The sequence below is a fragment of the Pseudomonas danubii genome, assembly GCF_042980055.1.
Classification (GTDB): Bacteria; Pseudomonadota; Gammaproteobacteria; order Pseudomonadales; family Pseudomonadaceae; genus Aquipseudomonas; species Aquipseudomonas danubii.
Map to the genome: position 1 here is coordinate 4,596,449 of NZ_CP116502.1, position 23,946 is coordinate 4,620,394.

Below are 23,946 nucleotides of genomic sequence, written 5' to 3' on the forward strand. Positions count from 1 at the left end.
CCCTTTCGATCGACGCAAAAGCTGCTCCAGCTCATGGCGCCAAGTGGCCCGATTCGCTTGAATACGCGCCCGCATCGCCTGGCCAAACAAGAGGGCCGCCAGAGCGCAACCAAACACTAGAACGCAATACTTCGAAAGGACCCGGCATGTCGTTATCGCGCTGTCTATCTGGCCTGTCCAACTTGTTGCACTACCGCCGCGAATGGTTTCGCGCCGACCTGCGGGCCGGGTTGTCCGTGGCGGCTATCCAGATCCCGATCGCCATCGCCTATGCGCAGATTGTCGGCCTGCCGCCGCAGTACGGGCTCTACGCCTGTGTGCTGCCGATGATTGTCTATGCCTTGATCGGCAGCTCGCGGCAACTGATGGTCGGCCCCGATGCCGCCACTTGCGCCATGCTCGGCGGGGCCGTGGCGCCTTTGGCCATGGGCGACCTGCAGCGTACCGTCGAATTGTCGATGATCGTCACCGTGCTGGTGGGCCTGATGCTGATTGCCGCCGGGATCGCCCGGGCGGGTTTTATCGCCAGCTTCTTCTCGCGGCCGATCCTCATCGGCTACCTCAACGGCATCGGTCTGAGCCTGATCGCCGGGCAAATGGGCAAGGTGGTGGGCTTCAAGATCGAAGGCGACGGCTTCATTCTGGGGTTGGCGGACTTTCTCCAGCGGCTGGGGGAGATCCATGGCCTGACCCTGGCCGTTGGCCTGGCCAGCCTGGGCCTGTTGATCTGGCTGCCGCGACGCTACCCGCGGCTGCCGGCAGCGCTGCTGACGGTGGCGCTGTTCACCTTGCTGGCCGGGCTCTTGGGCTTCGACCGCTTCGGGGTGGCGATCCTCGGCCCTGTGCCGGCCGGGATTCCCGAGTTGTCCTGGCCCAAGACCACCCTGGAGGAAAGCAAGAGCCTGCTGCGCGACGCGCTGGGCATCGCCACCGTGAGTTTTTGCAGCGCCATGCTCACGGCCCGCAGCTTCGCCGCGCGCCATGGCTACGCGATCAACGCCAACCATGAATTCATCGCCCTGGGCCTGAGCAACCTGGCGGCCGGTGCCTCCCAGGGCTTTGCCATCAGCGGCGCGGATTCGCGTACCGCGGTCAATGACATGGCCGGAGGCAAGAGCCAGTTGGTGGGCATCATCGCCGCCCTGGCGATTGCGCTGATTCTGCTGTTTTTCACCGCGCCCATGGCGTGGATTCCGCAGCCGGCCCTGGGCGCGGTGCTGTTGATGGCGGGCTGGGGCTTGCTCGACGTCAAGTCCCTGAAGCAGATCTACCGCCTCAGCCGCTTCGAGTTCTGGCTGTGCCTGCTGACCACCGTCAGCGTGCTGGGCCTGGGCGTGCTGCCGGGCATCATCTTCGCCGTGACCCTGGCCATCCTGCGCCTGCTGTACAGCATCTACCAACCCACCGACGCGGTGCTGGGCTGGATGCCGGGCATCGAAGGCCAGGTGGACATCCGCCAGTACCCGCAAGCGCGCACCGTGCCCGGCCTGGTGGTGTATCGCTTCGACGACGCGATCCTGTTCTTCAACGCCGACTACTTCAAGATGCGCCTGCTGGAAACTGTGCAGCGCGAGAGCCAGCCCGAGGTGGTGCTGTTCAATGCCGAGGCGGTGACCGATATCGATGTCAGCGGCATCGCGGTGCTGCGGGAAATCCGCGAAACCCTGGCCGCCCAGGGCATCTACTTCGCCATCGCCCGTGCCCGCGGTACTTTCCTGGCGATGCTGGAACGCTCGGGGATGACCCGGGAAATGGACGGCCAGTTGCTGTTCAGTTCGGTGCGTTCGGGGATCAGGGCCTACCGCATATGGCGCAACAGCATGCGCGGCAAGCAGTGATGCAGAGGAGGGTGGCCGGCAGGGAGCGACCCCGCCGGCGCTTGACCGAAGTTCAGCCGAGCCGGCGAGGCCTCACTGGGTGATGGTCATGCTGCTGGTGGCCTGGACCGAGCCGTAGCGGATGCGCGGATAAGTCGGATCGGCGTAGCTGAAATCCATCACTGTGCCGACGGAGCCGAAGTACAGGGCCTGGCAATTGAAGTTCACCGCCACCTGGCCGCCGTAAGGGGTGACCCCGATGGCGACCTGGGTCGGCCCGGTCCATTCGATCTTGCACCCCAACGTACCGCCTGCTGCGCCGGCGTTGTATCCGCGACAGTTCAAGGTGGCGTTGCCGTTGCTGGTATTGGGAAAGCCTGCCCATTTGGCGATGGCCAGGTTGGCCGAGCAGGACGTGTTGACGCTGCTGGCGCCCGGGGCGAGCTTGTAGACCCCGGACGGTGGCGCAAGCGTTGCCGTGACGGGCGTCAATGGCAGGGCGGCAAGGCTCGATGCCGCCTGGTTTTCCACCACGGTGGTGGGCGACGGCGGGAGCTTGCACACCACCACGGCGCCGACGTCGTCGGACTTCTTCAACTCACCCAGCGCAGTGATATCGGCGCCGCCCTTCGACTCGCAGAAGAGTTTGCGTAACTGGGCTTTTTCTTCGCGGTCAGCCGTGGACGAGGCCTGGGCCAAAGGTGCAAGGGCCAGGCCAATGACGCCAGCCATCAGCACGCTTGAAAGTTTCATGATCGATTCCTTATCGGGGTTATGACTGGCTGCACCCTATGAGCACCAGGCGGTTTTTTTCATGACAAAAGCTCGGGTGTTGCGCGCAAACAGGGCCGCTGGAGTTTTGCCCTTTCGGGACTTGACCTGATGCCGCTGTCTGCTGTTGAATGCGCGCCCTAAAGCCTCTGCAACCTTTTCTCCAAGTGGTGAAGCCAGTGCCCTACGCCAGCCAACACGCCTGATACCGACGACGGTCCATCCTGCCTGATGGCTGCCCGTGCCTATGCGCGGCGGCGCTTGATTGCCATGCCTGCCTGATCCTGTCGTTGGTTTTTCTCTGTTTTCGAGGACAAACCCATGCACATGGATATTCGTGCCACCGCGCACAACCTGGAACTGCTCAAATACCCCCGCACACCCCATCTGCAAGGCTCGCGCCTGCAAGATGGCGACACTGACACTGGCCAGGTGCGCTATGCCGCCCTGGCCGGGCAGTGGCTGGTGGTGGAAGAAAAACTCGATGGCGCCAACGCCGGCATCAGCTTTAGCGCGAGCGGCGAGTTGCGCCTGCAATCTCGCGGTCACTACCTCACTGGCGGTGGTCGCGAGCGCCAGTTCAATCTGTTCAAGCAGTGGGCCGTGGCTCACGAACACTGGTTGCTGGAGCGCCTGGAAGATCGCTTCGTGCTGTATGGCGAATGGCTGCACAAGAAGCACTCGGTGTTCTACGACCGCTTGCCACATTATTTCTGCGAATTCGATGTGTGGGACCGCGCCACAGGGCTGTTCCTCTCCACCGCGGCGCGCCGGTGCCTGCTCGAGGGCGGGCCGGTGCTGTCGGTGCCGGTGCTGTACGAAGGCCCGGCGCCGCGCCGGCATGCCGAGCTGATGGCGCTGGTGGGTGATTCGCTGGCCAAGAGCGAGCGCTGGCGCCAGGTGTTCGAGCAGGTGGTACGCCGCGAAGGCCTCGATCTGGCCCGTGCCTGGCGCCAGTGCGACCGTTCCAGCCGCATGGAAGGCCTGTACCTGAAGCTCGAGGACGAGCAGCAGACCCTCGGCCGACTCAAGTGGGTACGCCAGGACTTCGTCCAGGCCATCCTCGATGCCGACCAGCACCATGCCAACCAACCCTTCATCCCCAATCAGCTGGCCGACGGCGTCGACCTCTATGCCCCGCGCCTGTCCATGGACTGGCAGGGCCCACGCCACGGCTACTGAAGGAGCATCCCGATATGGATATTCGACAACTGCAACAACTGGTCCCCGAGCCGGGGCGCGATATGGACGTCGCCGCTTGCCTGGCGACCATCCCGGCCCTGGCGCGCCTGGCCGATACACCGCAAGACCCGACCTACCACGCCGAGGGCGATGTGTGGATTCATACCCGCCTGGTAGTCGAAGCCTTGCTGGCCCAACCCGCCTACCAGCAGGCCAGCGCCGAGCAGCGCTTTGTGCTGTTCTTCGCCGCCCTGTTGCACGATATCGCCAAGCCCGACACCACGGTGATCGACCCGGATACCGGGCGTATCGGCCAGCCCGGTCACTCGCGCCGGGGCGCAGTGGACGCGCGGCTGCTGTTGTGGCGCGCCGGCGTGCCATTCGAGCTGCGCGAGCAGATCTGCCGCATCATCGCCGTGCATCAGGTGCCGTTTTTCGCCTTGCAGGGTGATCGCAGCGGCCGCAGCGCTGAGTTCCTGTTGCACAAACTGTCCTGGGAACTGCCGCTGTGGATGCTCTGTGCCGTGGCCGAGGCCGATATGCAGGGTCGCGATTACGCCGGCAAAGCCGATGTACTGGACGCCATCGAACTGTGGCGCGAACTGGCAGAGGAGGAGGGCTGCCTGCACGGGCCGCGGGCCTTTGTCGACGACTACACACGCATTCAGTACTTGCGTGGCGCCTGGGTACATCCCGACTACCCACTGCACGCGCCGCAGGGCTCGTCGGTGGTTATGCTCTCGGGCCTGCCGGCCAGCGGCAAGGACACCTGGACCGCGCAACATTACCCGGAGCTGCCGGTGGTGTCGTTCGACGACGCGCGCCAGGCCCTGGGCCTGCGCCACGGACAGAACGAAGGCGCCGCTGCGCATTACGCCATCGACCGGGCCAAGGCCTTGTTGCGCGAGCACAAACCCTTTGTGTGGAACTCCACGCACCTGTCGGCGCAGATGCGCAACCGCACCCTGGACTTGCTCTACGGCTACGGCGCCGAGGTGGAAATTCTTTACCTGGAGCGGCCCGAGGACGAAATCATGCGGCGCAACCAGAAGCGCGACACCTCGCTGCGCAACGAGGATATCCGCCGCATGTTGTTCAAGTGGGAAGTGCCGCTGCCGACCGAGGCGCACCGGGTGGTTTATCAGGCGGTGACGGGGTGAGTGGCACTTAGGTTCTTGATATAAGTCCGCACTTCATTAAAAGCTTTAAAAGTTTATAGCAGAGCAAAAGAAAATAAATAAATGAATTAACAAGTACGGATGGAGCCCCTCCTAAAAATGAAGCTTACAGATATCTACAGTAAAATAATCAGCGAAGAACCGTACAATGACATGGATGTATTCTTCGAGAACTATGAAAGCTTTGAAGAAATTCCACTTGTGTCAAGATACAGTCGCTTAAAGCTCTTGAAGGATGAGCTGAGCGGCAGCGGGGCTTCTAACTTTCTGACAGGGCTCGCTGTGTTTCTTTTGAATACTTTAAGATTGTTAGAAGTATCAAGAAGTGAACGTGTGTTTTTTGCCGTGAGCTTTACAGACTTTGAGGGATTGGAGGAACAAGGCATCCTCATACCTAATATATTTATTTATCCAAAGCCGGCCTCGGTCGGTTTTTTGGAAAAAGTACGAGAAAATGATGGAGGTCTTGAGTCACGGGAGATGCAAGAAGTAAAAAGCCATTTTTCCAACTGCGGGGTAGAAACTGCTTTTGATTTTTATGAAAGTAGATTTCATGACGCCGTTTGCGCTGAGGAAATTGTAAGGGTCTTTGCTGTTCCCAGGACTTGTTGAGTGCAAAGAACTCGTCTGTTCGATGAAGATGAGAAATTTCTTTGGCGCCTAGTTAAGGTTAAGTCCGTGGCACTGTAGGTGTTACTCAAGTCAGTACTTGATGGGAGATGGTAGAAGCTTTAAGTGTCTTGCAGATGGCAGTGTGGATGACTAGGTTGGCCTGAATGAAGCCTACCGCGTCTAGACGGATCATTCTTCAAGGAGCAGTGGAGTCATCCAGTTGTTGGCGCTGATATGACCTTGACCCAGTCGACTGATTTTGAATGAACCATCAGCCTCAGTGCCTTGAATGCGAAAGATGCATAACCGCGTGAGCGAGCAGCAGATCAATGCCAGCATAATACGTAATTTAACATAATATACATTATGCGTAACCTTGTAATCATCACTTTGAGCCCAGTCCCGTACATTTCAACGATTGGACACCTGCATCTGCTTACCCTATTTTGCGTTGCCCGTATGGCTGGGCAATTCGCCGATGCCTATCGCTTTCCAAGGACCTACTGCAAATGTTCCAACTCGATCCGTTGTGCGGTGATGAACCCCTGACCTCTGGAGGCACCATCAAGGAAGAGAACTTCGTCAAGAGTTTCTGGGGATGGAACAATTCGGCGCTGCACAATCCTATGGTCAGGGGGTACTTTGCTGAATTCCTGATTTATCGCGCTCTACTGAAAATGGACGGTCAGCGCTTCCAGGTGCCAATTTCGCATTTCGCTACGCGAATCGAATCTGATGTCCACGATCTCGTGTTTTTCCTCGACGATGTGAAATACACCATCCAGGTCAAATCCAAGGATTCCTATAGCCAAGACCAATTTTTCAAGACGTCCCTGGTTCAGGGCTTCAACTATGCGACCAATACGCCAATCAAGACGCCATCCCATTGGTCAGACTTCTATGTCTTCGCTTATCTGCAACTGGATGAGGTGTTGTGTGACTTGGTAAAGGGTTTTCATTTTGAATGGAACAAAAGCCTTGTCACACAAACCGAGAAGAACAAGCGGATATTCAAGCAATGCCAGGACGAAATTGTTCGCTCGGTACTGGAACTCGACAATTGGAGCTTCTATATCGTTGAACAAGCCCACCTGGACCTGAAATCCGAGATCAGCCTGGCTCAGCTAACAACCAGTGTCAGTGAGAGAAAGGCCTGCGTTTGCAACTATGAAAGGCTCCCCTACATGCTGATGCGAATGGCTTTATTAAAACGGGCAAGAGCCCTGTCCTGCTAAGTTGAAGGTTTGCAAACGAATTAACTCAACTAAATGGTTGTTTAGTTGAGTTAATCATATCTCCTCTTTCCACCCGCCCCCCTCATCCCGCAACGCTCTGCTTAGTTGAGGTTTCACCCTGCCCGGGACGCCAACGCAGAACTCGGGAGTGTCCAACTATTTTGTATTAACAGTGATAACAAAACGCTATTAGAGGCCTTGTTCCTCGAACTCGCATTCAGGCCAAGAGCCTTTAAGTTATGCGGTCTACAGCGCTAAACGCGGTGTGTCCGGAGCATCGCCAGAGGGTCAAAAACGCCTTTCGAACGCTTGTTCAGCGACCTCGACAGACGAACAAGCACACCTAGACTCTCACCCGGTTCAGCCAGCTGAATCATGCCCAACACACGAAAAGGATATTCAACATGAACGCCTTCACCTCGGTAAACACCGTCACCACCCCCCTGACCATCAACAGCCAGTCCACCGCGACCTACAACGGCGACCCCAACCAGACCACCAAAGTGACCTTCAGCTATCAGAACAACCTGCTGTGGGCCACCCAGGTCAACAACACCGCAACTGTCCAGACTCTCAGCGCTGACACCTCCGCCGGCCCGGTCATCCTGCGCAAGGGTGCCCAGGTCAAACTGCAGAACGTGGGCTCGGCGTTCAGCATCCTGTTCACCGGGGTGATTATCGACAGCGGCTCGGAAACACCGTTCAACAACACCAACATCGGGACCTTCACCCTGTCGTGATCGACTCGGGCTCCTAGGCCGGAGCCCATTTGCGAAGCCGGCATGGCGCCGGCTTTGCTTCATGCAATATGGGACATGGACGGTACCCTCGCGTGACCAGGCAACGGATGCTCTACACCCGGATTCTCTGGGCAACCCTCGGCGCGATCCTGGCGACTGCAATGTGGCTGATGACCACCGGCAGCCGCTTGCCAACGGTATCCAGCAGCCACGACCAGGCCCTTTCCAGTAGCGATGCCATCGCGCCAGCCGCAGATTGCGTCGACCTCTCGCCCTCCTCCTCTGCCACCACCAATGATCCTTGCGTACCGGGCCCCGTGCTGCTGCCCGGGATGAAGGTCAATCGCCAGGTCGGTCCGGTGTTGTTCGTGCTGGTGGTGGACAGCAACGAAGCCCGGGTCAATGCCCAGGTTTCCCTGGGCAACGCCGCCCTGACCGGCTTGAACATGACCGCCGCCGCTCCCACCGCCGACTTCAATCTGGCCAACGGCGATGGCCAGCGAGTCTGGGGCAGCCTGGGCGCCTTTTTCTGCGCACCGCCCAACACTTCGCACCTGCTGGCCGACTTCACCATCGAGAACCAGCGCGACAGCGGTAAACCCGTGACCCAGGCCTATCGTGGCGACCTGATGCGCTGGCAGAGCCCGATCACCAGTGTCCTGGCCCGCTACCGCCAGCCCTTGCTGCCGGACCTGCAGGTGATCGTGGAACTGCTGGACCCCTACAAGGCCGACAGCAGCAACGCGCTGACCGCCCAGGTGAGTTTCTATTACGCCAGCGATCTGATCGACCGCTACACCCTCATGGCCACCGCCACCCCGGTGAGCCTGCGACAGTCCAGCGTCGGACCGGTGCGCATCGAGGGCGGACTCCTGGACTTTCGTCCCGCCACCCAGGAGCAGCAAGGGCAGCTCAGCCTGGATGGCACTTTCCAGTCCGGTCACAACCCACCGAACCACTACGTTGGCAGCGTCGCCGACTGGTCGTGGATCCGTGGCCGCGCCGACAATTGCAGGGGATAGACATGACCAGCACGTCCGACTACCAGCAGATCGCCCACAGCGCCGCTTACGCCCTGCCGGATGCCAGCGGCTATGGCTGGCGCGGTTATGTCATGCCCAAAGGCACCGCGCCCGGGAGCCTGCCGGCTAGCCTGAGTCCGGCTGACGCCTTCGACAAATATGCCGGCCATTACCTGTTCGCCCCCAGCGAACCGGCCGCCCTGCGCAGCGACCCCACGGCATTCGTCAACGCCCTGTACGACTTTCTATTCGCCGTCGACCAGCGCAACTTCGTCGGCCGCGCGCTGCTGTGGCTGCCCGGCTCCAGCCTGCCGGCGCCTCAGGCCTTCAACAGCTACGGCCTGCGCATCAGCGTGACGGCCCCCAGCCAGGTGCAAAACAACCTCAACCTGCAGCTTGGCGATCGCCTGACGTTCTTCATCAACTTCGGCACCTACGTCAAATACGACCCGGACTTCAACGCCCTGCGCCTCAAATCCAATGCCGGCATCACCATGGGTTTGATCGACAAGCTGGCGGCCGACAGCGGCCTGCAGCTGACACCGCCGCAACAGCCGCTGGCCTACGTGCCCCTGGACGGCAATCAGGCCGGCAGCCTGACCTACGCCTTGACTTACAGCAGCCAGCCCGCCCTCAAGTATTTCCCGACCGGCTTTACCTATGTGGCCAACACCACAGGCGGCCAGAGCGTGCTCAATTACCCGGTGTTCAACCCCAACGGCATGCCCGCCAAACTGACCATGGGCGGCGTGCTCGACCCGCTGGACCCGCTCAATCAGAACATCGCCGCGGCGCAACTGGCCGCCGGTCTGATCCGTACTGCCATGAGCTTCGCCAACACCGGCACGACCGCGTTGCCCAGCCAGTGGCGCAGCACCGCCGGCAACCCGATCAGCCTGATCCCGCTCAATGGCCTGGACGCCAACGGTTGGCCCCGGCCCTACGCCGCCAGCCTGGTGTTCTGTGCCCAAGGCGGCAGCTACAGCCTGACCCTGGCCGGCGACTTTGGCCTGAGCCTGCCGGCCGCCAGTGCCGGGCAGAACCTGCTGTGCGGGATCTTCGGCACCGAGTGGCTGAGCTTTACCGCCTACAACTCTTCCCTGAGCCCGCAAGACAACGACCGCTTGCGCCTGTTGGCGGCGCAACCGGCCTATGCCCCGGTGTTTCCGTTCCAGACCAGCAGCCTGGTCACGCCCACCAGTGGCGCGGTCAGCGCCCTGCTGAACGACGCGCACCGGACCTCCTGGTGCAGCCTGGTGGCCGGCGCCTCCACCCCGGCCTACAGCGCCCAGCCCGACGGCAGCCCGCTCTATGGCCAGAGCCGCAGCAACGGCGCCACACCGCTGCTGGCCCCGGCCGCGCCGAGCACACCCCTGCCCCAGGACGCCGGGTTTGCCTTCCCTCTGGTGCCCTACGCGGGGGCCAGCAGCAATGCCAGCCTCAACCTGACCCAGTTCGAAAGCGAGATCCTCGCCGCCTCGCGCAAGAGCCTGATCAGCGCCGCGACCCTGCCGGGCAAACAAGCCGCGCGGGCCCGGCGCCTGCAACGGCTGCTGACCGCCGACGCGGCACAACCCAATCGGGCGACCACCCCGCAAGGCCTGCTGGTGGACCTGGACGCCGACGGCATCGGCTACGCCAAGGTGCTGCTGGCCCGCTCGCCATCCACCCAGGGGCCGCTGGACTTTGCCTTCGTGCAGCCCAGCGAGGCCCTGCACGAGGCTTTGCAGACCAACCAGCTGTTTCTGGTGGGGGTCAATCCGCTGCCGTTCTTCACCCAGGGCGCAAGCTTCAGCAACCGCATGGACATCGCCGACTGGCGCTTTATCGCCAACATCGGCGTCGGCGTGCAAACCACCAGCTACCGCAATGTGCTGATCATGAAGTACTGCGCCGGCAGCCTGAAGGAGCGCATCGACAACCCCAATCGCTGGACCATGCCCGAGACGTTCTCGAAAACCGCGGACCTGGCGCCGGGCCTGGAAACCCTGGCCTACACCGGCCTGTCCCAGTGGCTGCAGGACTTCATCGCCGTCGCCGAGGCCAAGGCCGCGGCCAGCCCCGACAGCCTCTACGCCGACTTCGTCGCCCAGGTCAGCGACCCGGCCTGGAACGGCTTCATGGTGCTCAACGCCGACCTGCCCCTGGACAGCCTGCCCGAGCAACTGGCGGGCATCGCCGCGGGCATCGACTACAGCCGCTTCCTGGCCCACCATTTTGGCGCCAGTGTCAGCCGCATCAGCCAACAGGGCGACACCCTGGATATCCAGGGCATCTCCACCCTGTTCGGTCTGATCGACTACCAGAACCCCGCCTATGAGCAGGCCCAGGCCAACGGCGCGACCCCGGACATGCCGGTGGCCCTGAGCACCAGCAACGGTTACGCCTTCAGTGTCCTGCAACTGCAGGCGCTGTTCCGCCAATCCCGGCTGGTGACCTTCAACAGTCGCATCCAGCTGAGCCTGGACCTGCTGTTCGGCTCGCCGATCCGCGCCACCCTGCGCGCCGGCCAGCCCAGCGCGGTGAACGCCATGGTGCTCGACGGCAGCGCCCTGCAACAGAACGACACCACCACCTACGTGTTCGAGCAGAGCCAGAGCTACCTGTTCAACCTCGACAGCAACGTGCTGCCGGCCGCCTCGGTCAACCGCATCCAGTTCAACACCCTGGGCAGCCCGGACGGCGGGGTCACTACCGCCAGCCGCTTTCTGCTGTGGGGCAAGCTGGATTTCACCCTGCTCAAGACTTCGGACGGGCCCTTCGACCTGCTGTCCTTCGGCAGCGCCGACGGCAGCCCGAGCAACCAGGGCCTGGCCTACACCAACCTGGAAATCGCCATGGCCTTTCCCAGCGCCACGCCCAATGCCGTGGGCTTTGCCTTCAACCCCGACAACCTCGGGTTCGACCCGGCCACCAGCCAGGTGCGCGGACAGAGTCTGTACAAGGGCTTCACCCTGCAGCTCAAGCAGTTCATCCAGGCACCGGCGCAGAAAAAGCCCGCGGACTATGGCTTCCTCCCGGTGCTGCCGCAGGACCTGGCGCTCAAGGCGCTGTCGGGCGCCTGGTCGGGCATCGTCTACAAGGTCACCATGGGCTCCCCCGGGTCCCTGGTGTCGGGCACCGGTTTCGAGTCCGACCTGCTGATCGCCTGGTCGCCCGGCAGCAAGAGCAGCGACGCCAGCCCAATGCTTTTTGTCGGCCTCAGCCTGCCCGGCGCCGCGCCGTCGGCCAGCGTGTTTTCCCTGCAGGGCATCATCAAGGTCTCCACCGGGCCGATCAAACTGCTGTACCAGACCATCCCCGGTCAGACCGACACCCAGGCCAGGTTCTTCAACCTGCAACTGACCGATATCGGCATCAAGATCCTCGGCATCGCCAAGTTGCCGCCGGGCGCCACCCTGCAGTTCTTCCTGTTCGGCGACCCGCAATCCTCCGGCAGCCTGGGCTGGTACGCCGCCTACGTCAAAGACCCGCAGAGCAAGACCGCCAGCCTGCTCGCCGTGGAGTCGGGCCAGTCCACGCAACCGGCATTGACCGGACCATCGGAGGTGACGCCATGACTCGGGTCCTGTACTGGAACATCGAGAGCTTCGGCTACAACAAGATCCGCCCGCTGAGCACCAAGCGCGATCGCAACGGCGCCCTGATTCCCGACCTTGACGCCGCCGACCGACTGGCTCTGATCCTGGCCCATATCACCGCGTTCAACCCGGACATCTTCGTCGTGGTGGAGACGGCCAGCGGTCCGAGCCATGGCCCCGGATCGCTGATTTCCCCCACCGGCGGCTGGCAGGGCTGCGCCGAACTGCTGCTGCGCATCCGCAACCAGACCGGCGTGCCCTGGAACCTGGTGCCGCCCCTGGTGGTTGGCCAGGCCGGGCGCGCCGAGGGCGTCGCGGTGTTCTACAAGCCGGTGATTCCGGCGGGCGGCGGCGTGGCGGCGGGCAAGCGCCTGTTCACCGGCCCCAACGCCTGGTCGCCGGCGGGCAATGGCATCAGCTTCAACCCCCAGGTGCTGGCCCCGCCGGCCGCCGGCAACTACCCGGCGTTGCAGACCCAGACCTGCTTCAGCGTGCCCAACCGGGCCATTCCGCCTACGGCGCTGAACCCGGGCAACCTCAACGAGAGCCGCTGCGCGGCGCGGGTCGCGTTCGTCGACAATTTCGGCGCCGCGATCAACTACGGCGGCTTGCGCGAACCCTACATGGTGACCTTCTGCGAAACCGTCGACGGCCCGCCAGTGGTGGTGCAGCGCAACCTCACGCTGTTTGCCATCCACTCGCCGCCGCAGTATGTCGCGGCCAATGCCTACCTCAACGCCCTGGCCAATGTGCGCGACATCAGCGCCGCCCTGGGCGCGCTGGAAACCCGGATCATCACCGGCGACTTCAACGTCAACCTGTTGAGCCAGAACGGCAACGATCCGGGGCGCTATGGCGCCCTTACCGCCCTGGGCTACGGCCTGCAACTGCAACCTCCGGCCCTGGCCCCGCCGCCGGCGCTGGAGGCCTACACCGGCTACTTCGCCACCCACCTGCGCAGTCGCAACGCGAGCATCTTCTGGTCGACCAACGCCGGGGCCGTGCCCTATCCGGGCTACCGCTACATCGGTTCGTCCAACAGCAGCAGCCTGTATTCCATCGACAACATCCTGGTGCGCGGCGGCGCGGCGGGCAATTTCACCATCGCCAACACCGTGGTCGGGGTGCCGCTGAACGTGGTCAACCCCGCGCCCGGCGGTGCGCCCATGGGCCTGGTGGCCATGGCCAGCGATTTCCAGGCGCCGCCGCTCGCCTGGATCCCGGCGCCCCCCGCCCCCGCCCCGGCATTCGCCGCGGGCGATCGGCAACGCTACCGCGGCTGGCGCAACCTGGGGCACATCCGCTCCACCAGCGATCACCTGGCCCTGTTTGTGACGGTCTGAACAAGGAGAAGACAGATGGCCAACAGCCCCCTGAGCAACCTCGCCGCGGCCCTGACCGGCGATGCCGGCGCGCCGTTCGTCCTCACCCGCGACTACCTGATCGCCGGCCTGGCGGATGCCACGGTCAGCGTCTCCGCGACCCTGGACAACGACCTCAAGGCGGCCTTCCAGTCGCCGGTCGCCGGGCTCACGGTCAACCTCACGGCGCAGAGCGTGCAGCCGCTGAACCCCGCCACCCAGAGCTTCAAGGTCACCGGGGTCAGCGCGCGCTTCCTGCAACAGGACATCCAGCAGGGGCTGGTACTGACCTTCGGCCTCACGGGCGCTGTCGGGGCCCAGAGCCTGAGCCTGGAAATCGTCACCACCCCGGCCAGCTGGACCTGGGCCGACCTGTCGAGCTTCGCCACCGGCATTCCCTTCAAGTGGACCGGAATCAGCAACGCAGTCTTCACCTTCAAGGCCAGCCAGGGCCCGCGCCAGGGCTTCGCCGCCCAGCTGACGCCGCCGACCCAGCTCAGCACCGCGGTCGCGGTGGTGCAGAACCTGGGATTCCCGACCCTGGCCCTGCCCTTTACCGGCAGCATGGACTTCGCCAAGGTCGACGGGGTCGAGGTGTTCATGCCCACCACCACCTTGCAGGCGCCGTTCCTCAACGTCAGCGGCGGCCTGAAGCTGCTGTACCTGAACGTCGATACCCCGGTGTTCGGCCTGATCATCGGCCCGCCGGAACTGCAGGACGGCGAAGACCCGGCCGAAGCCTTCTACGACCAGCAGGTCAGCCTGTATTTCGGCCTCAACCTGAGCCTGACCGACCAGAACGGCAAGTCCGTCGACTACCAGATGCGCGCCCTGGCCCAGATCAACAACGGCAGCGCCTTCAATTTCTACCTCGGCCACAGCGATGACGGCAGCGCCCTGCTGACCCCGGCGACCATCATCGGCCTGCTGGACAACAACGGCAGCTTCTTCAGCGGCACGCCGCCGGTGCTGCAACAGTTTCTCTCCGGAATCGGCCTGCGCAGCCTGGCCCTGAGTGGCGTCACCCAGCCGAAACTGGCCCTGAGCACCGCCAGCGTGACCCTGGGCGCCGACCCTACGGTGATCAATCTCGAGCATCCCTGGGTGCCCCTGCAGGACCCGACCAACCAGCTGGTGTTCGGCGTCACCGATTTCGAACTGGTGTGGGGGATCAACTTCCTGCCCGAGGGCAACGCCCAGAGCTTTCTGTTCCAGACCCGCTTCCTGTTGTTGCCCGAGGTGTTCAAGGGCAAGACCGCGGACGAAAACGGCCTGTTCTTTGTCCAGTTCAATTCCGACCTGCAACTGCTGGCGCGCTTCGACGGCACGGCCAACCTCAATGACCTGATCGCCACCCTGACCGCTCAGTTGATCCGCATCCCCAAGAGTTTCGTCGACGCCTCGCTGTCCGACGTCGGCCTGAGCCTGGATGTGGGTGCCAAGAGCTACGCCTTCAACGCCGGTTTCGAGCTCGACCTGAACCTGTTCAGCGTCGCTGGCAAGCCGATTCTCTCGGTCACCGACGGCCAGCTGTACATCAAGGCCACCACGCCCACCAGCGCCAGCGGCAACAATGCCCCGGCGGTGACCACCTACCAGGCGGGGATCGGTGGCCTGGTCGGCATCGGTCCGTATTTCGCCAATGCCAGCCTCGACTACGACGGCAGCAAGACCCCGGCCACCTGGCAAGTCGCCGCGCAGCTGGCGCAGCCGGTGGACGTGCAACAGCTGGTCAGCCAGTTCCTCAGCTTCGGCGGGACCTTCAGCTTTCCGGATTTCCTGCCCGGCCAACTGCTGGTCAACACCTTGGAGGTGGACGCCAGCCTGAGCACCGGCAACACCCCGCTCGACAGCTACACGGTGGCCGGCAGCCTGCGCTGGACCTTCAACCTGGGCCAGGCCTTCAGCGTCGACACCCTGGCCACCCTGAGCCTGAGCTACGACGCCAGCAAGCCGGCGAACCAGCAGTACAGCGGCAGCGCCACCACCCTGTGGGATTTCAGCTTTCTCAACGACAGCGTGCTGCTGGGCTACAGCTTCGCCCCCGACAACCAGGGCAGCAACGCCCAGCTGACCCTGTCCTGGGAAGGCCTGACGGCGGTCTATCAGGTCGACAAAAAGGCCCTGACCTTCACCCTGAAAAACTGGAGCCTGGGCCGGCTGATCCAGAAACTCATGCAGTCGCTGAGCGACCCGTATTTCACCCTGAGCTCGCCCTGGGACGTGCTCAACCAGATTTCCCTCGACGGCCTGTCGCTGATCATCAACCTGGAAAACAGCAGCGGCAGTAGCGTGCCGAGCATCAGCGCCAAGTACACCCTGGCGAGCAAGATCGACCTGGGGTTCATGAGCATCGACGGCCTGGTGTTCGAGCGCAAAAAGGTCAATGGCGTGGACAAGATCACCCTGGGCATCGACGGTTCTTCGGTGTTCAAGGGCAACAACCCCCAGGAGCAGCAGGACTGGAGCAACCTGCTGGACCCGAGCAAAGGCCAGCCAGTGGACAAGCTGCCTACGGTGCCGGGCCAGGGCACGGACTACTTCAGCCTGCCGCTGCTGGTCCTCGGCCAGCGGGTGGCCATCAGCGGCTACGACAGCTTTGCCAACACCAAGGCGGTGATCGACGCCCTGAAGGACGTGCCATCGACCACCGGTTACACCAACCCGCTGAACCCCAGCGACAGCGGCAGCAAGGGCGTGCCCTACTACAACCGCAACAGCGACTGGCTGATCGCCGGGCAACTGTTGCTGCTCAAGACCGGCAAGGACTGGACCGTCGACCTGATGCTGGTGTTCAACGACCCCAACCTCTATGGCCTGCGCCTGGCCCTGGCCGGGGAGAAAGCCAAGGCCCTGGGCAACCTGGTGCTGGACATCCTGTACAAGAAGATCACCGACGACGTCGGCGTGTACCAGATCGAATGGACCTTCCCCGACAGCATCCGCAACCTCAACTTCGGCGCGGTGTCCATCGTGCTGCCGGAGATCGGGGTGAAGATCTACACCAACGGCGACTTCTTCATCGACATCGGTTTTCCCTACAACCTGGACTTCACCCGCTCGTTCTCGATTTCCGCGATCGTCTACGGCGTGCCGGTGCTCGGCGCCGGCGGTTTCTACCTGGGCAAGCTGTCGTCGGTGACCGCCACCCAGGTGCCGAAAACCACCCAGGGCACCTTCGACCCGGTGATCGTCTTCGGCCTCGGCCTGCAGCTGGGCCTGGGCTACAACTTCGTCAAGGGGCCGCTCAAGGCCGGTTTCGCCCTGACCGTGTTCGGCATTCTGGAAGGCACCATCGCCGCCTTCCACGCCTATCGTCCGTCCACCGCCCTGGTGCCGGCCGGCAAGAGCGTGCAGGACGACTACTACTTCAAGATCCAGGGCACGGTCGGGGTCATCGGCCTGCTCTACGGCAGCATCGACTTCGCCATCATCTCGGCCGCGGTCAACGTGCGCATCACCCTGTCGCTGTCCCTGACCTACGAGAGCTACAAGCCGATTCCAATTGCCGCCCGGGCCACGGTGGAGGTCAGTGTCAAGGTCAAGATCGACCTCGGCCTGTTCAGCTTCAGCATCAGTTTTTCCTTCCATGCCGACGTCTCGGCGCGCTTCGAGATCAACGCCATCGAGAGCGGCCCGGCGCCCTGGGCCGAACCCGGCCTGCTGCTGGCGCGCCAGGCCCGCCATGACCAGCTGGCCAGTGCGCGGCGGGCCACCACGCCGCAACCGATGACGCTGCTGCGCGCCGCCGGCAAACCGCTGCTGAACCTCTACGCCACGCCGCAATTCACCGTGCTGTGCAACGAGGGCGCCAGCCACTACGCCGACCAGCAAGGAGCCTTCGTGTTCCTGCTGACCATGGACGCGCCCTCGCCGACCCGGGCCTCGGCCGACAGCGCCGGCATCAGCAGCTTCGAACGCCTGTGTGCCGACTACCTGCCCTGGCTGGTGGGCAGCCTGGGCTCGGCCAGCAGCGAGCAGGACACCCTGGCCGACATCCTCGGCACCCTGGTGGACAAGGCCATGCTTGTGGAGGACATCAAACGCCTGGCCGACCTGGCCAACCCGCCGTTCGGCATCAGCGAGCTGCTGACCTTCCTGTCGTCCTTCGAGGTCAGCATCACCCTGCCCGACGCCACCAACCAGGCGCAGATCCAGCAGGTACTGCAAGCCGGCTCGGTGCTGTTTCCGGTGTTCGACGGTCTGTCCCTGGGCGTGCCCCTGGCCAATGCCGGCAGCGCGACCGTGGATTTCGCCCACTACGTGGGCACCAACAGCACCTACCGCAGCAATGTCGCGCAGATGTTCAAGGAGCTGGCGGCGCTGGTGACCAGTGAGGAAACGCCGACGCCGGCACTGCGCGCCGCGGCGGACGACAGCGAATCCATGGCCGCGGTGATCTTCACCGATGCCTTCATGGTCATCGGCCGGCAACTGTTGCAGGTCGCGCTGAACGCCTTCGACGACTACGCCTATGCCACGGCCAACGGCAACTCCGTCAGCGCGATCCTGAGCTGGACCAACGACCTGCGCGGCAACAACCTGACCCTGGACGACATCGTCCGGCCCAACGCCGAAGTCGCCCTGAGCGACGGCCTGAGCCTGGATATCCCGCTGCCGGCCTACACCCTGCAGAGCGGCGACACCCTGGCCAAGGTCGCCGCGGCCTGGTCCGACAGCAGCGTGCCGGCGCGCTGGAGCACCAGCGCCTCGGGGCTGATCCTGGCCAATGGCAACTCGTTGGTGATCGCCGCCAATCAGGTGATCAGCCTGCCGGTGGGCAACGACATCCACCAGTGCACCACCGGCCCCGGGGAAACCTTCAACAGCCTGGCCCGGACCCTGGGCGTGACGCTGGCGCAACTGGCCCAGGACAGTGCGCTCTACGCCATGCCCGGGCTGCTGCTGGCCGGCCAGCCGCTGCTGCTGCCGAACCTGGCGTACCGCACCGCCGGCGACAGCCTCAACAGCGCCGGCGCGCGCTTCGGCGTCAGTGCCATGGCCCTGTTCAGCGACCCGGCGTCGGCCAACTTCAGGGTGGCGCCCCTGTTCGACAAGCCGCAGATCACCCTGACTTCACTCAACAGCCTGTACACCGAGGACCTGTGGAATCTGCTGGTGACCACCGACCAGCTGTCGCAACTGGCGGGCATGCTCTCGCGCTTTCTGGCCTACGGCCTGCGCCTGCCGGCGAACCCGGCGGGCATGGGCGGCCTGAGCCTGAGCCCGGCGTTTCTCTACCCCGCCCAGCAGAACGCCTATGGCCTGTACCAGTTGACAGGGCAGCAGTTCCCGACCCCGGCCGACCTCTTGCCCGGCAGTGACTTGCCCATCAGCCTGAGCCGGGCCGCCACCAGCCACGGGGTCGATCTGTCGTTCGTGCAGATCGCCGGGGCCAGCAGCGGCTCGATGAACCTGAATCAGGCCTACAGCAACCTCAGCGGGGTACTGGCCTACGCCCGGCAAGGCAAGTTCCAGCCGGCGCCACGCATCGAGCTGCTGCCCACCGTGGCCCGCAGCCCGAAAGACTACGCAGTGAAAAGCGTGTCCCTGTGGTCGACCGCCGACCTGCAGCAATTGCGCAACCTCTGTCAGCCGGGGCTGCGGGCCAGCAGCGAGGGCGGCGCCAGCGTGCAGCCCATGCTCTGGTCCCTGCCCGACGGCCTGATCCAGCTGATCAACCAGCGGGTTGGCAACCTCGCCCGGCAGTTGCCGAAGCTGACGCAGCAAATCCCCTACCTGCCGGCGTTCACCCCGTGCGAGGTGTCCACCGACCCGGCGACCCTGGAAACCACCCGCCGCGAGATCCCGGCCTACAGCTACGCGACCCGGATCGATTTCACCATCAAGCGCCTGCCCCAGGCCGAACCCGGGGCCATCGCCGGCAGCGGCAGCAACCTGTCCTACACCTATGAACTGCTCGGCCCGTCGGCCACCGACGCGCAATTGCTGGAACGCCTGCTGATCGCGGTCAGCGAGCTGGGCAGCGCGATCATCAGCGGCCAGTTCCTGCTGATGCCCCAGGGCAACGCCAAGGCCAGCAACCTGCTGAGCCAGGCGGCCAGCGACTTCCTGGCCTTCCTGACCCAGACCAACCTGTCCACCGAAACCAACCCGCCGCCGGCCCTGATGGCCGCGCGCCTGGCCGAAGAAGCCGGGCCGCGGGGCATCCTCAATCCGCCCGAGGAAGTGGTCAAGCTGCTCTGGGAACTGTCCACCGTGCGCTCCGGCGGCTACTACCTGAGCTACTACGATGCGATCGCCGCCGCCGGCCTGCCCGACAGCATCTTCGACGACAGCGGCACGGCCACCCTGACCCTGGTGGTGACCTACCCCCGCGACGCGCTCGACGGCCGCCTGTGCAACTTCGTCAACGCCTTCGTCAGCACCGACACGGTGATCCAGCAAGGCAGCCACATGACCCTGCGTTCGGCCGCCACCGCCGACAGCAGCCAACCGACCAACGCCGGCGACAGCCTGGACAGCCTCGCGGCCTTCTACGGCATCGGCACTGGACGCATCGCCGAGCTCAATGCCGGCGTAACGCTGAGCAAGGCGGCGCAGGTGCCGGTGGACGGCATCATTCACCTGGTGACCCCGGCCGAGGCCAGCGCCGGCAACGGCCAGAGCGCGAGCATTCTCGACAACCTGGCGCGCTACTACTCGGTGGGCGCGCTGCAGCCGATCAGCGCCACGCAGATCGCCAACCTCAACCCCGGGGTCAGCGCCGCCGGCGGCGTGGCGCTGTTCATCCCGGCCCTGACCTATGTCGTCGACGCCAGCCTGGCGCCGGGCAACAGCCTGCAGTCTCTGGCTACCTACTACGGCCTTGACCTGGACGCCCTGGCGGTGAGCGCCGCGCAGGTCACCGGGCTGTTCAGCGTCGGCAGCAGCCTGAGCATCGACACCCAGACCTTCGATCTGCAAGCGGTGTTCAAACAGGGCAACGCGGCCTTCAGTGTGCTGCGCAACAACCCGCCGCCGGTGGATTCGCCAAGCCTGGACCCGGACGGCTACGCCAGCGCCTACCTGTACAACCTGTACTCGGTGCTGTCCGCCGGGCTCGACGGTTCGCCCTGGTTCAGCGCCAGCGAGCTGGCCCTGCCCTTCGGCCCGCAGCGGCCGGACAGTGGCGTCGACTCGCCCGAGGCCCAGGCCCACCGCCAGGCCATGCGCGATCCGCAGAGCCGCGCCCGGGCCCTTGATGCCCTGGCCGAAGACAGCCAGTACAGCTACCAGCAGACCCTTGGCCTGGCCCGGCGCGCCACCAGCAATGCCGCGCCAGTGCCAGCCCGGCCCGGGCTGCCGAGCGCCGCGGACAACCCCTACCGTGGCGTGGGCAGCTTCGCCCAGGTCAACCTGACCTGGCTGGACATCTTCGGCAACATCACCGTCACCCCCTTCCAGGCCCCCACGCCTGGTTATCCCGGCAGCCTCAATCACCCGCCGCTGCCGCTGCGTTACTGCGACCGGCTGATCGCCCTGTCGGCCTGGCCCAATACCCGCAGCTTCTATACCTACGAAGCCGTTGCCGGTGGCGCGCAACTGGTGATCAGCCTGAGCCTCGACACTTCCAGCTATGACCCGGCCGGCGGTGACAACGTCAAGGAGCAGGCCAAGAAGGACCTGGGGATGTTCAACCTGATCTACTACCAGCTGAATCAGTCCTACAAGGATTTGCAGTTGCCCTGGTGCCAGGGCCGCGCAGTCAGCGTGGAGCTGGTCAACAGCCTGTTCGCCCAGCCCCTGAGCCGGCTCGACGACAGCCAGGCGCAGCCGCTGCTGGACTACGTCAACGGGGTGATCCTGTACCTCGCCCAAGTGGTCCAGGGCACCCGCCCCGCCGCGCCGGCCACGGTGCAACTGAAGCTGGCGGTGGACATCGACGCCCTGGCTCCGGGCTCGATCCTGCCCCTGAGCCTGACCCTCAGCCTGCGCCGGGTGGCGGCGCTGGTGGAGCCGGATGTCGCCGGCCTGGAAGGTGGCGTGGCGGTGACCAGCACCCTGCTGCCAGTCCCCGACGCGCTGAGCGCCAGCACCAGCGGCTACAGCCAGTTCGCCCGGGCCTTCGAGGCGCTGTTCCAGCGGGCCGGGGCCTGGATGACCCGGGTCGGCAGCGGCACCGCGGACCCGGGCAGCACCCCGGACGGCCGCAGCCAGACCCTGTGGGCCGCGCGCTTCGCCCTCGGCGACGGCAACGACGGCATCCGTTACCGCATCGATCCGGCCCCGGGCTACTTCGCCGCCCAGCCGATCGCCCGCAGCCTGACCTCGGACAGCGTGCAGATCTACCCCAACTACCAGCCGGACCAGCCATTCCCGAGCGGCGATCCAGTGACCCTGACCCTCACCGGGGTCGATCAGAACCTGTGGTTCGAAACCGCCCTCAAGGCCATCGACGGCTTCCTCGCGCCGACCTACGCGCCCTCGGTGTTTCTGCTCGACACCCTGCTGGGCAGCAAGGACCCGCTCAAGGACGGCAACCTGGGGAAAATCCTCAGCGCCAAGCAGACCCTGGCCGACGCTATTGCATCGACCATCAAGCCGGTGCTCTCGGCGGGCCCGCAGGATGGCCCGGCACGGGCCGCGGCGGGCGAGAAGCTGCGCCAGACCCTACTCAACCAGTTGTATTCGGCCTACAGCACCACCGCCATCGTCGGCTTCTCGGTGCAAGGCAGCGCCACCGGCGAGCCCCTATCGTTGTACGGCCAGCCAACGGTGGCGAGCGCCGCCAAAGTGGCGGGCAACAGCGAAGCGCCGGAGGCCGGCAACGACAACTATGCCTTTGGCAGCGGTCGTATCGGCCTGCCCGACGCCCCTGGGGAAAGCGCCCTGGCGTTTGTCTTCAATTCGCGCAACGAGGCGGCAAGAAGCTACGTGCCGCTGGACCTGGAGCTGCAGATCAGCCACCTGGAGCATGACGTGCGCAACGTGCCGGGCATCAGCGGCTACACCCAGTCGAACTGGATCTCGCTGATTTCCGGCCCTTTGCGGGTGCCCCTGGCCGACGGCCAGACCCTGAACCTGCCGGTGCTGCTGCGGGCCCTGCCCGAGCCGCCGACCATCCAGGGGCAGACGGCGACGGCCTGGGCCCCGGTGCCGCAGCAAGTCTCGGACCTGAGCAAGTGGACCTACGCCTTCGACTCACTGGTGCGCGGCACGGCCCAGGACAGCCTGAACGTGGCCATCGCCCTCAACACGCCGACCGTCGATGCTGCGCTGCGCAGTGTCGACAAGAGCCTGGTCACCGCCCTGGCGCAATTCGTCAGCGTGTACCCGAGCATTGAAGTGGCCATGCAGGACAACCTCAGCGCGATCAACTTCGGCGAGCCCACCGCAGTGCAGATTGCCGCGGCGCAACAGGCGGTGGAGGCCTTCGTCTACATCGTCCAGCAGGTCACCGAGGCCTATGACGCCTGGGCCCGGCCGCTGTTGCGCAGCGCCGCGGCGTTTGTCGCGCCCCAGGCCCTGACCTGCAGCTTCAGCCAGGTCCTGGCACCGGTGACGGTGGATGGCCAGGAGCGGGCCGAAACCCTGCTGCTGGATGTCAGCATCAATCAGGTGGCGGCCAGCTACGATCCGGCCAGCGGGCAGATCAGCGCCACCCTGCCAGAGTTCGGCAAGGTCAGCCTGCCGGTGCCACTGGTGCAGATCGCGCCGCAACAGTACGACGCGGTGAGCGTGGTCGATCCGAGCAACCCGGGGCTGATCGCCTATCGCTATCAACTCAAGGGCAGCCAGCCGGCCGTCTGGCTCGACTACGCGGACGCACTGCTGATCGACGAGCGCCGCACCAGCCTGCCGGCCCTCAACCTGTTCGACCACCAGAACGCCTGGGCCTCGCTGTCGGTGGAGCGCAACCGCATCCTGTTCCCCGCAGCGGATATCGGCACCCTGCAGACCAATGCGCTGTTCCGTTTCTCGACGCCGGTGGTGCGCTTTGTCGAAAGCATCAGCCCGCACATCAGCCAAGGCACCTTCTCCCTGGACAACCTGCAGGTACCGAACGCCAGCCTGGACGACTACCTGGAGGTGTTTTTCGCCGCCCTGGGCGCCGGCAGCAATGGCACCACGGTGCAGGTCGGCATGGAGGGCCGCTACAGCTACGAGGTCGCAGCGCCGGGCGTGGTCGCGCGCACCGTGCTGCCGGCGGCGCTGCTGTTGCCGGTGGCGACCTCGCTGAACAGCCCGCCGGCCTTCACCAGCGCCTTCAGCCAGGCCATCGACCGCTGGCGGCTGGCCGAACAGGTCACGCTCCAGGGCAACGCCCGGGTCGACCTGACCCTGCGGGCCTTCAGCGCCGACGATCCGGCGCAACTGGCGCGGGGCGCGGTGGCCGCGGACAACCAGCCACCGCTGCTGAGCATCGAAACCCTCTGGGTATCCGCAAGCAAGGTTCCACCGGAACAAGGAGGTGCATGAGGCCACCACTACCGCGCACTGTTGA

General features: G+C 64.3%; 11 protein-coding genes. 10 read left to right on the forward strand and 1 reads right to left on the reverse strand.

What is annotated here, in order from left to right:
* Positions 1–146: 146 nt before the first annotated feature.
* Complete coding sequence (locus tag PFZ56_RS20770; RefSeq protein ID WP_110595694.1) at positions 147–1,838, forward strand: SulP family inorganic anion transporter; 1,692 nt, start codon at positions 147–149, stop codon at positions 1,836–1,838.
* Positions 1,839–1,910: 72 nt separating this feature from the next.
* On the opposite strand, the gene PFZ56_RS20775 is transcribed toward PFZ56_RS20770, so the two are convergent.
* Positions 1,911–2,570, reverse strand: coding sequence for a hypothetical protein (locus tag PFZ56_RS20775; RefSeq protein WP_170003462.1), 660 nt, complete (start codon positions 2,568–2,570; stop codon positions 1,911–1,913).
* A gap of 339 nt (positions 2,571–2,909) precedes the next feature.
* On the opposite strand from PFZ56_RS20775, the gene PFZ56_RS20780 reads away from it, so the two are divergent.
* From PFZ56_RS20780 to PFZ56_RS20820, 9 genes are all read left to right on the forward strand, one after another.
* On the forward strand, positions 2,910–3,770 hold the full coding sequence (locus PFZ56_RS20780; protein WP_170003460.1) for an RNA ligase family protein: 861 nt from the start codon (positions 2,910–2,912) through the stop codon (positions 3,768–3,770).
* Positions 3,771–3,784: 14 nt separating this feature from the next.
* Complete coding sequence (locus PFZ56_RS20785; RefSeq protein ID WP_170003458.1) at positions 3,785–4,930, forward strand: AAA family ATPase; 1,146 nt, start codon at positions 3,785–3,787, stop codon at positions 4,928–4,930.
* A gap of 117 nt (positions 4,931–5,047) precedes the next feature.
* Positions 5,048–5,560, forward strand: coding sequence for an Imm15 family immunity protein (locus PFZ56_RS20790; RefSeq protein ID WP_262379728.1), 513 nt, complete (start codon positions 5,048–5,050; stop codon positions 5,558–5,560).
* A gap of 509 nt (positions 5,561–6,069) precedes the next feature.
* Positions 6,070–6,795, forward strand: coding sequence for a hypothetical protein (locus tag PFZ56_RS20795; protein ID WP_102879334.1), 726 nt, complete (start codon positions 6,070–6,072; stop codon positions 6,793–6,795).
* A gap of 404 nt (positions 6,796–7,199) precedes the next feature.
* Positions 7,200–7,535, forward strand: a complete 336-nt coding sequence (locus tag PFZ56_RS20800; protein WP_102879333.1) for a hypothetical protein — start codon at positions 7,200–7,202, stop codon at positions 7,533–7,535.
* A 92-nt stretch (positions 7,536–7,627) separates the two neighbouring features.
* The gene (locus tag PFZ56_RS20805) at positions 7,628–8,557 is read left to right on the forward strand and encodes a hypothetical protein (protein WP_170003454.1); all 930 of its coding nucleotides are present in this window, start codon (positions 7,628–7,630) and stop codon (positions 8,555–8,557) included.
* A 2-nt stretch (positions 8,558–8,559) separates the two neighbouring features.
* On the forward strand, positions 8,560–12,117 hold the full coding sequence (locus PFZ56_RS20810) for a hypothetical protein (protein WP_170003452.1): 3,558 nt from the start codon (positions 8,560–8,562) through the stop codon (positions 12,115–12,117).
* Entirely contained in the window at positions 12,114–13,481 is a 1,368-nt protein-coding gene (locus PFZ56_RS20815; protein WP_110595705.1) for a hypothetical protein, read from the forward strand. The genes PFZ56_RS20810 and PFZ56_RS20815 overlap by 4 nt, the downstream gene beginning before the upstream one ends.
* 15 nt (positions 13,482–13,496) lie before the next feature.
* Positions 13,497–23,921 carry a hypothetical protein gene (locus PFZ56_RS20820; RefSeq protein ID WP_394304434.1) on the forward strand — a complete coding sequence of 3,475 codons (10,425 nt, stop codon included), beginning with the start codon at positions 13,497–13,499 and terminating at the stop codon, positions 23,919–23,921.
* Positions 23,922–23,946 lie beyond the last annotated feature (25 nt).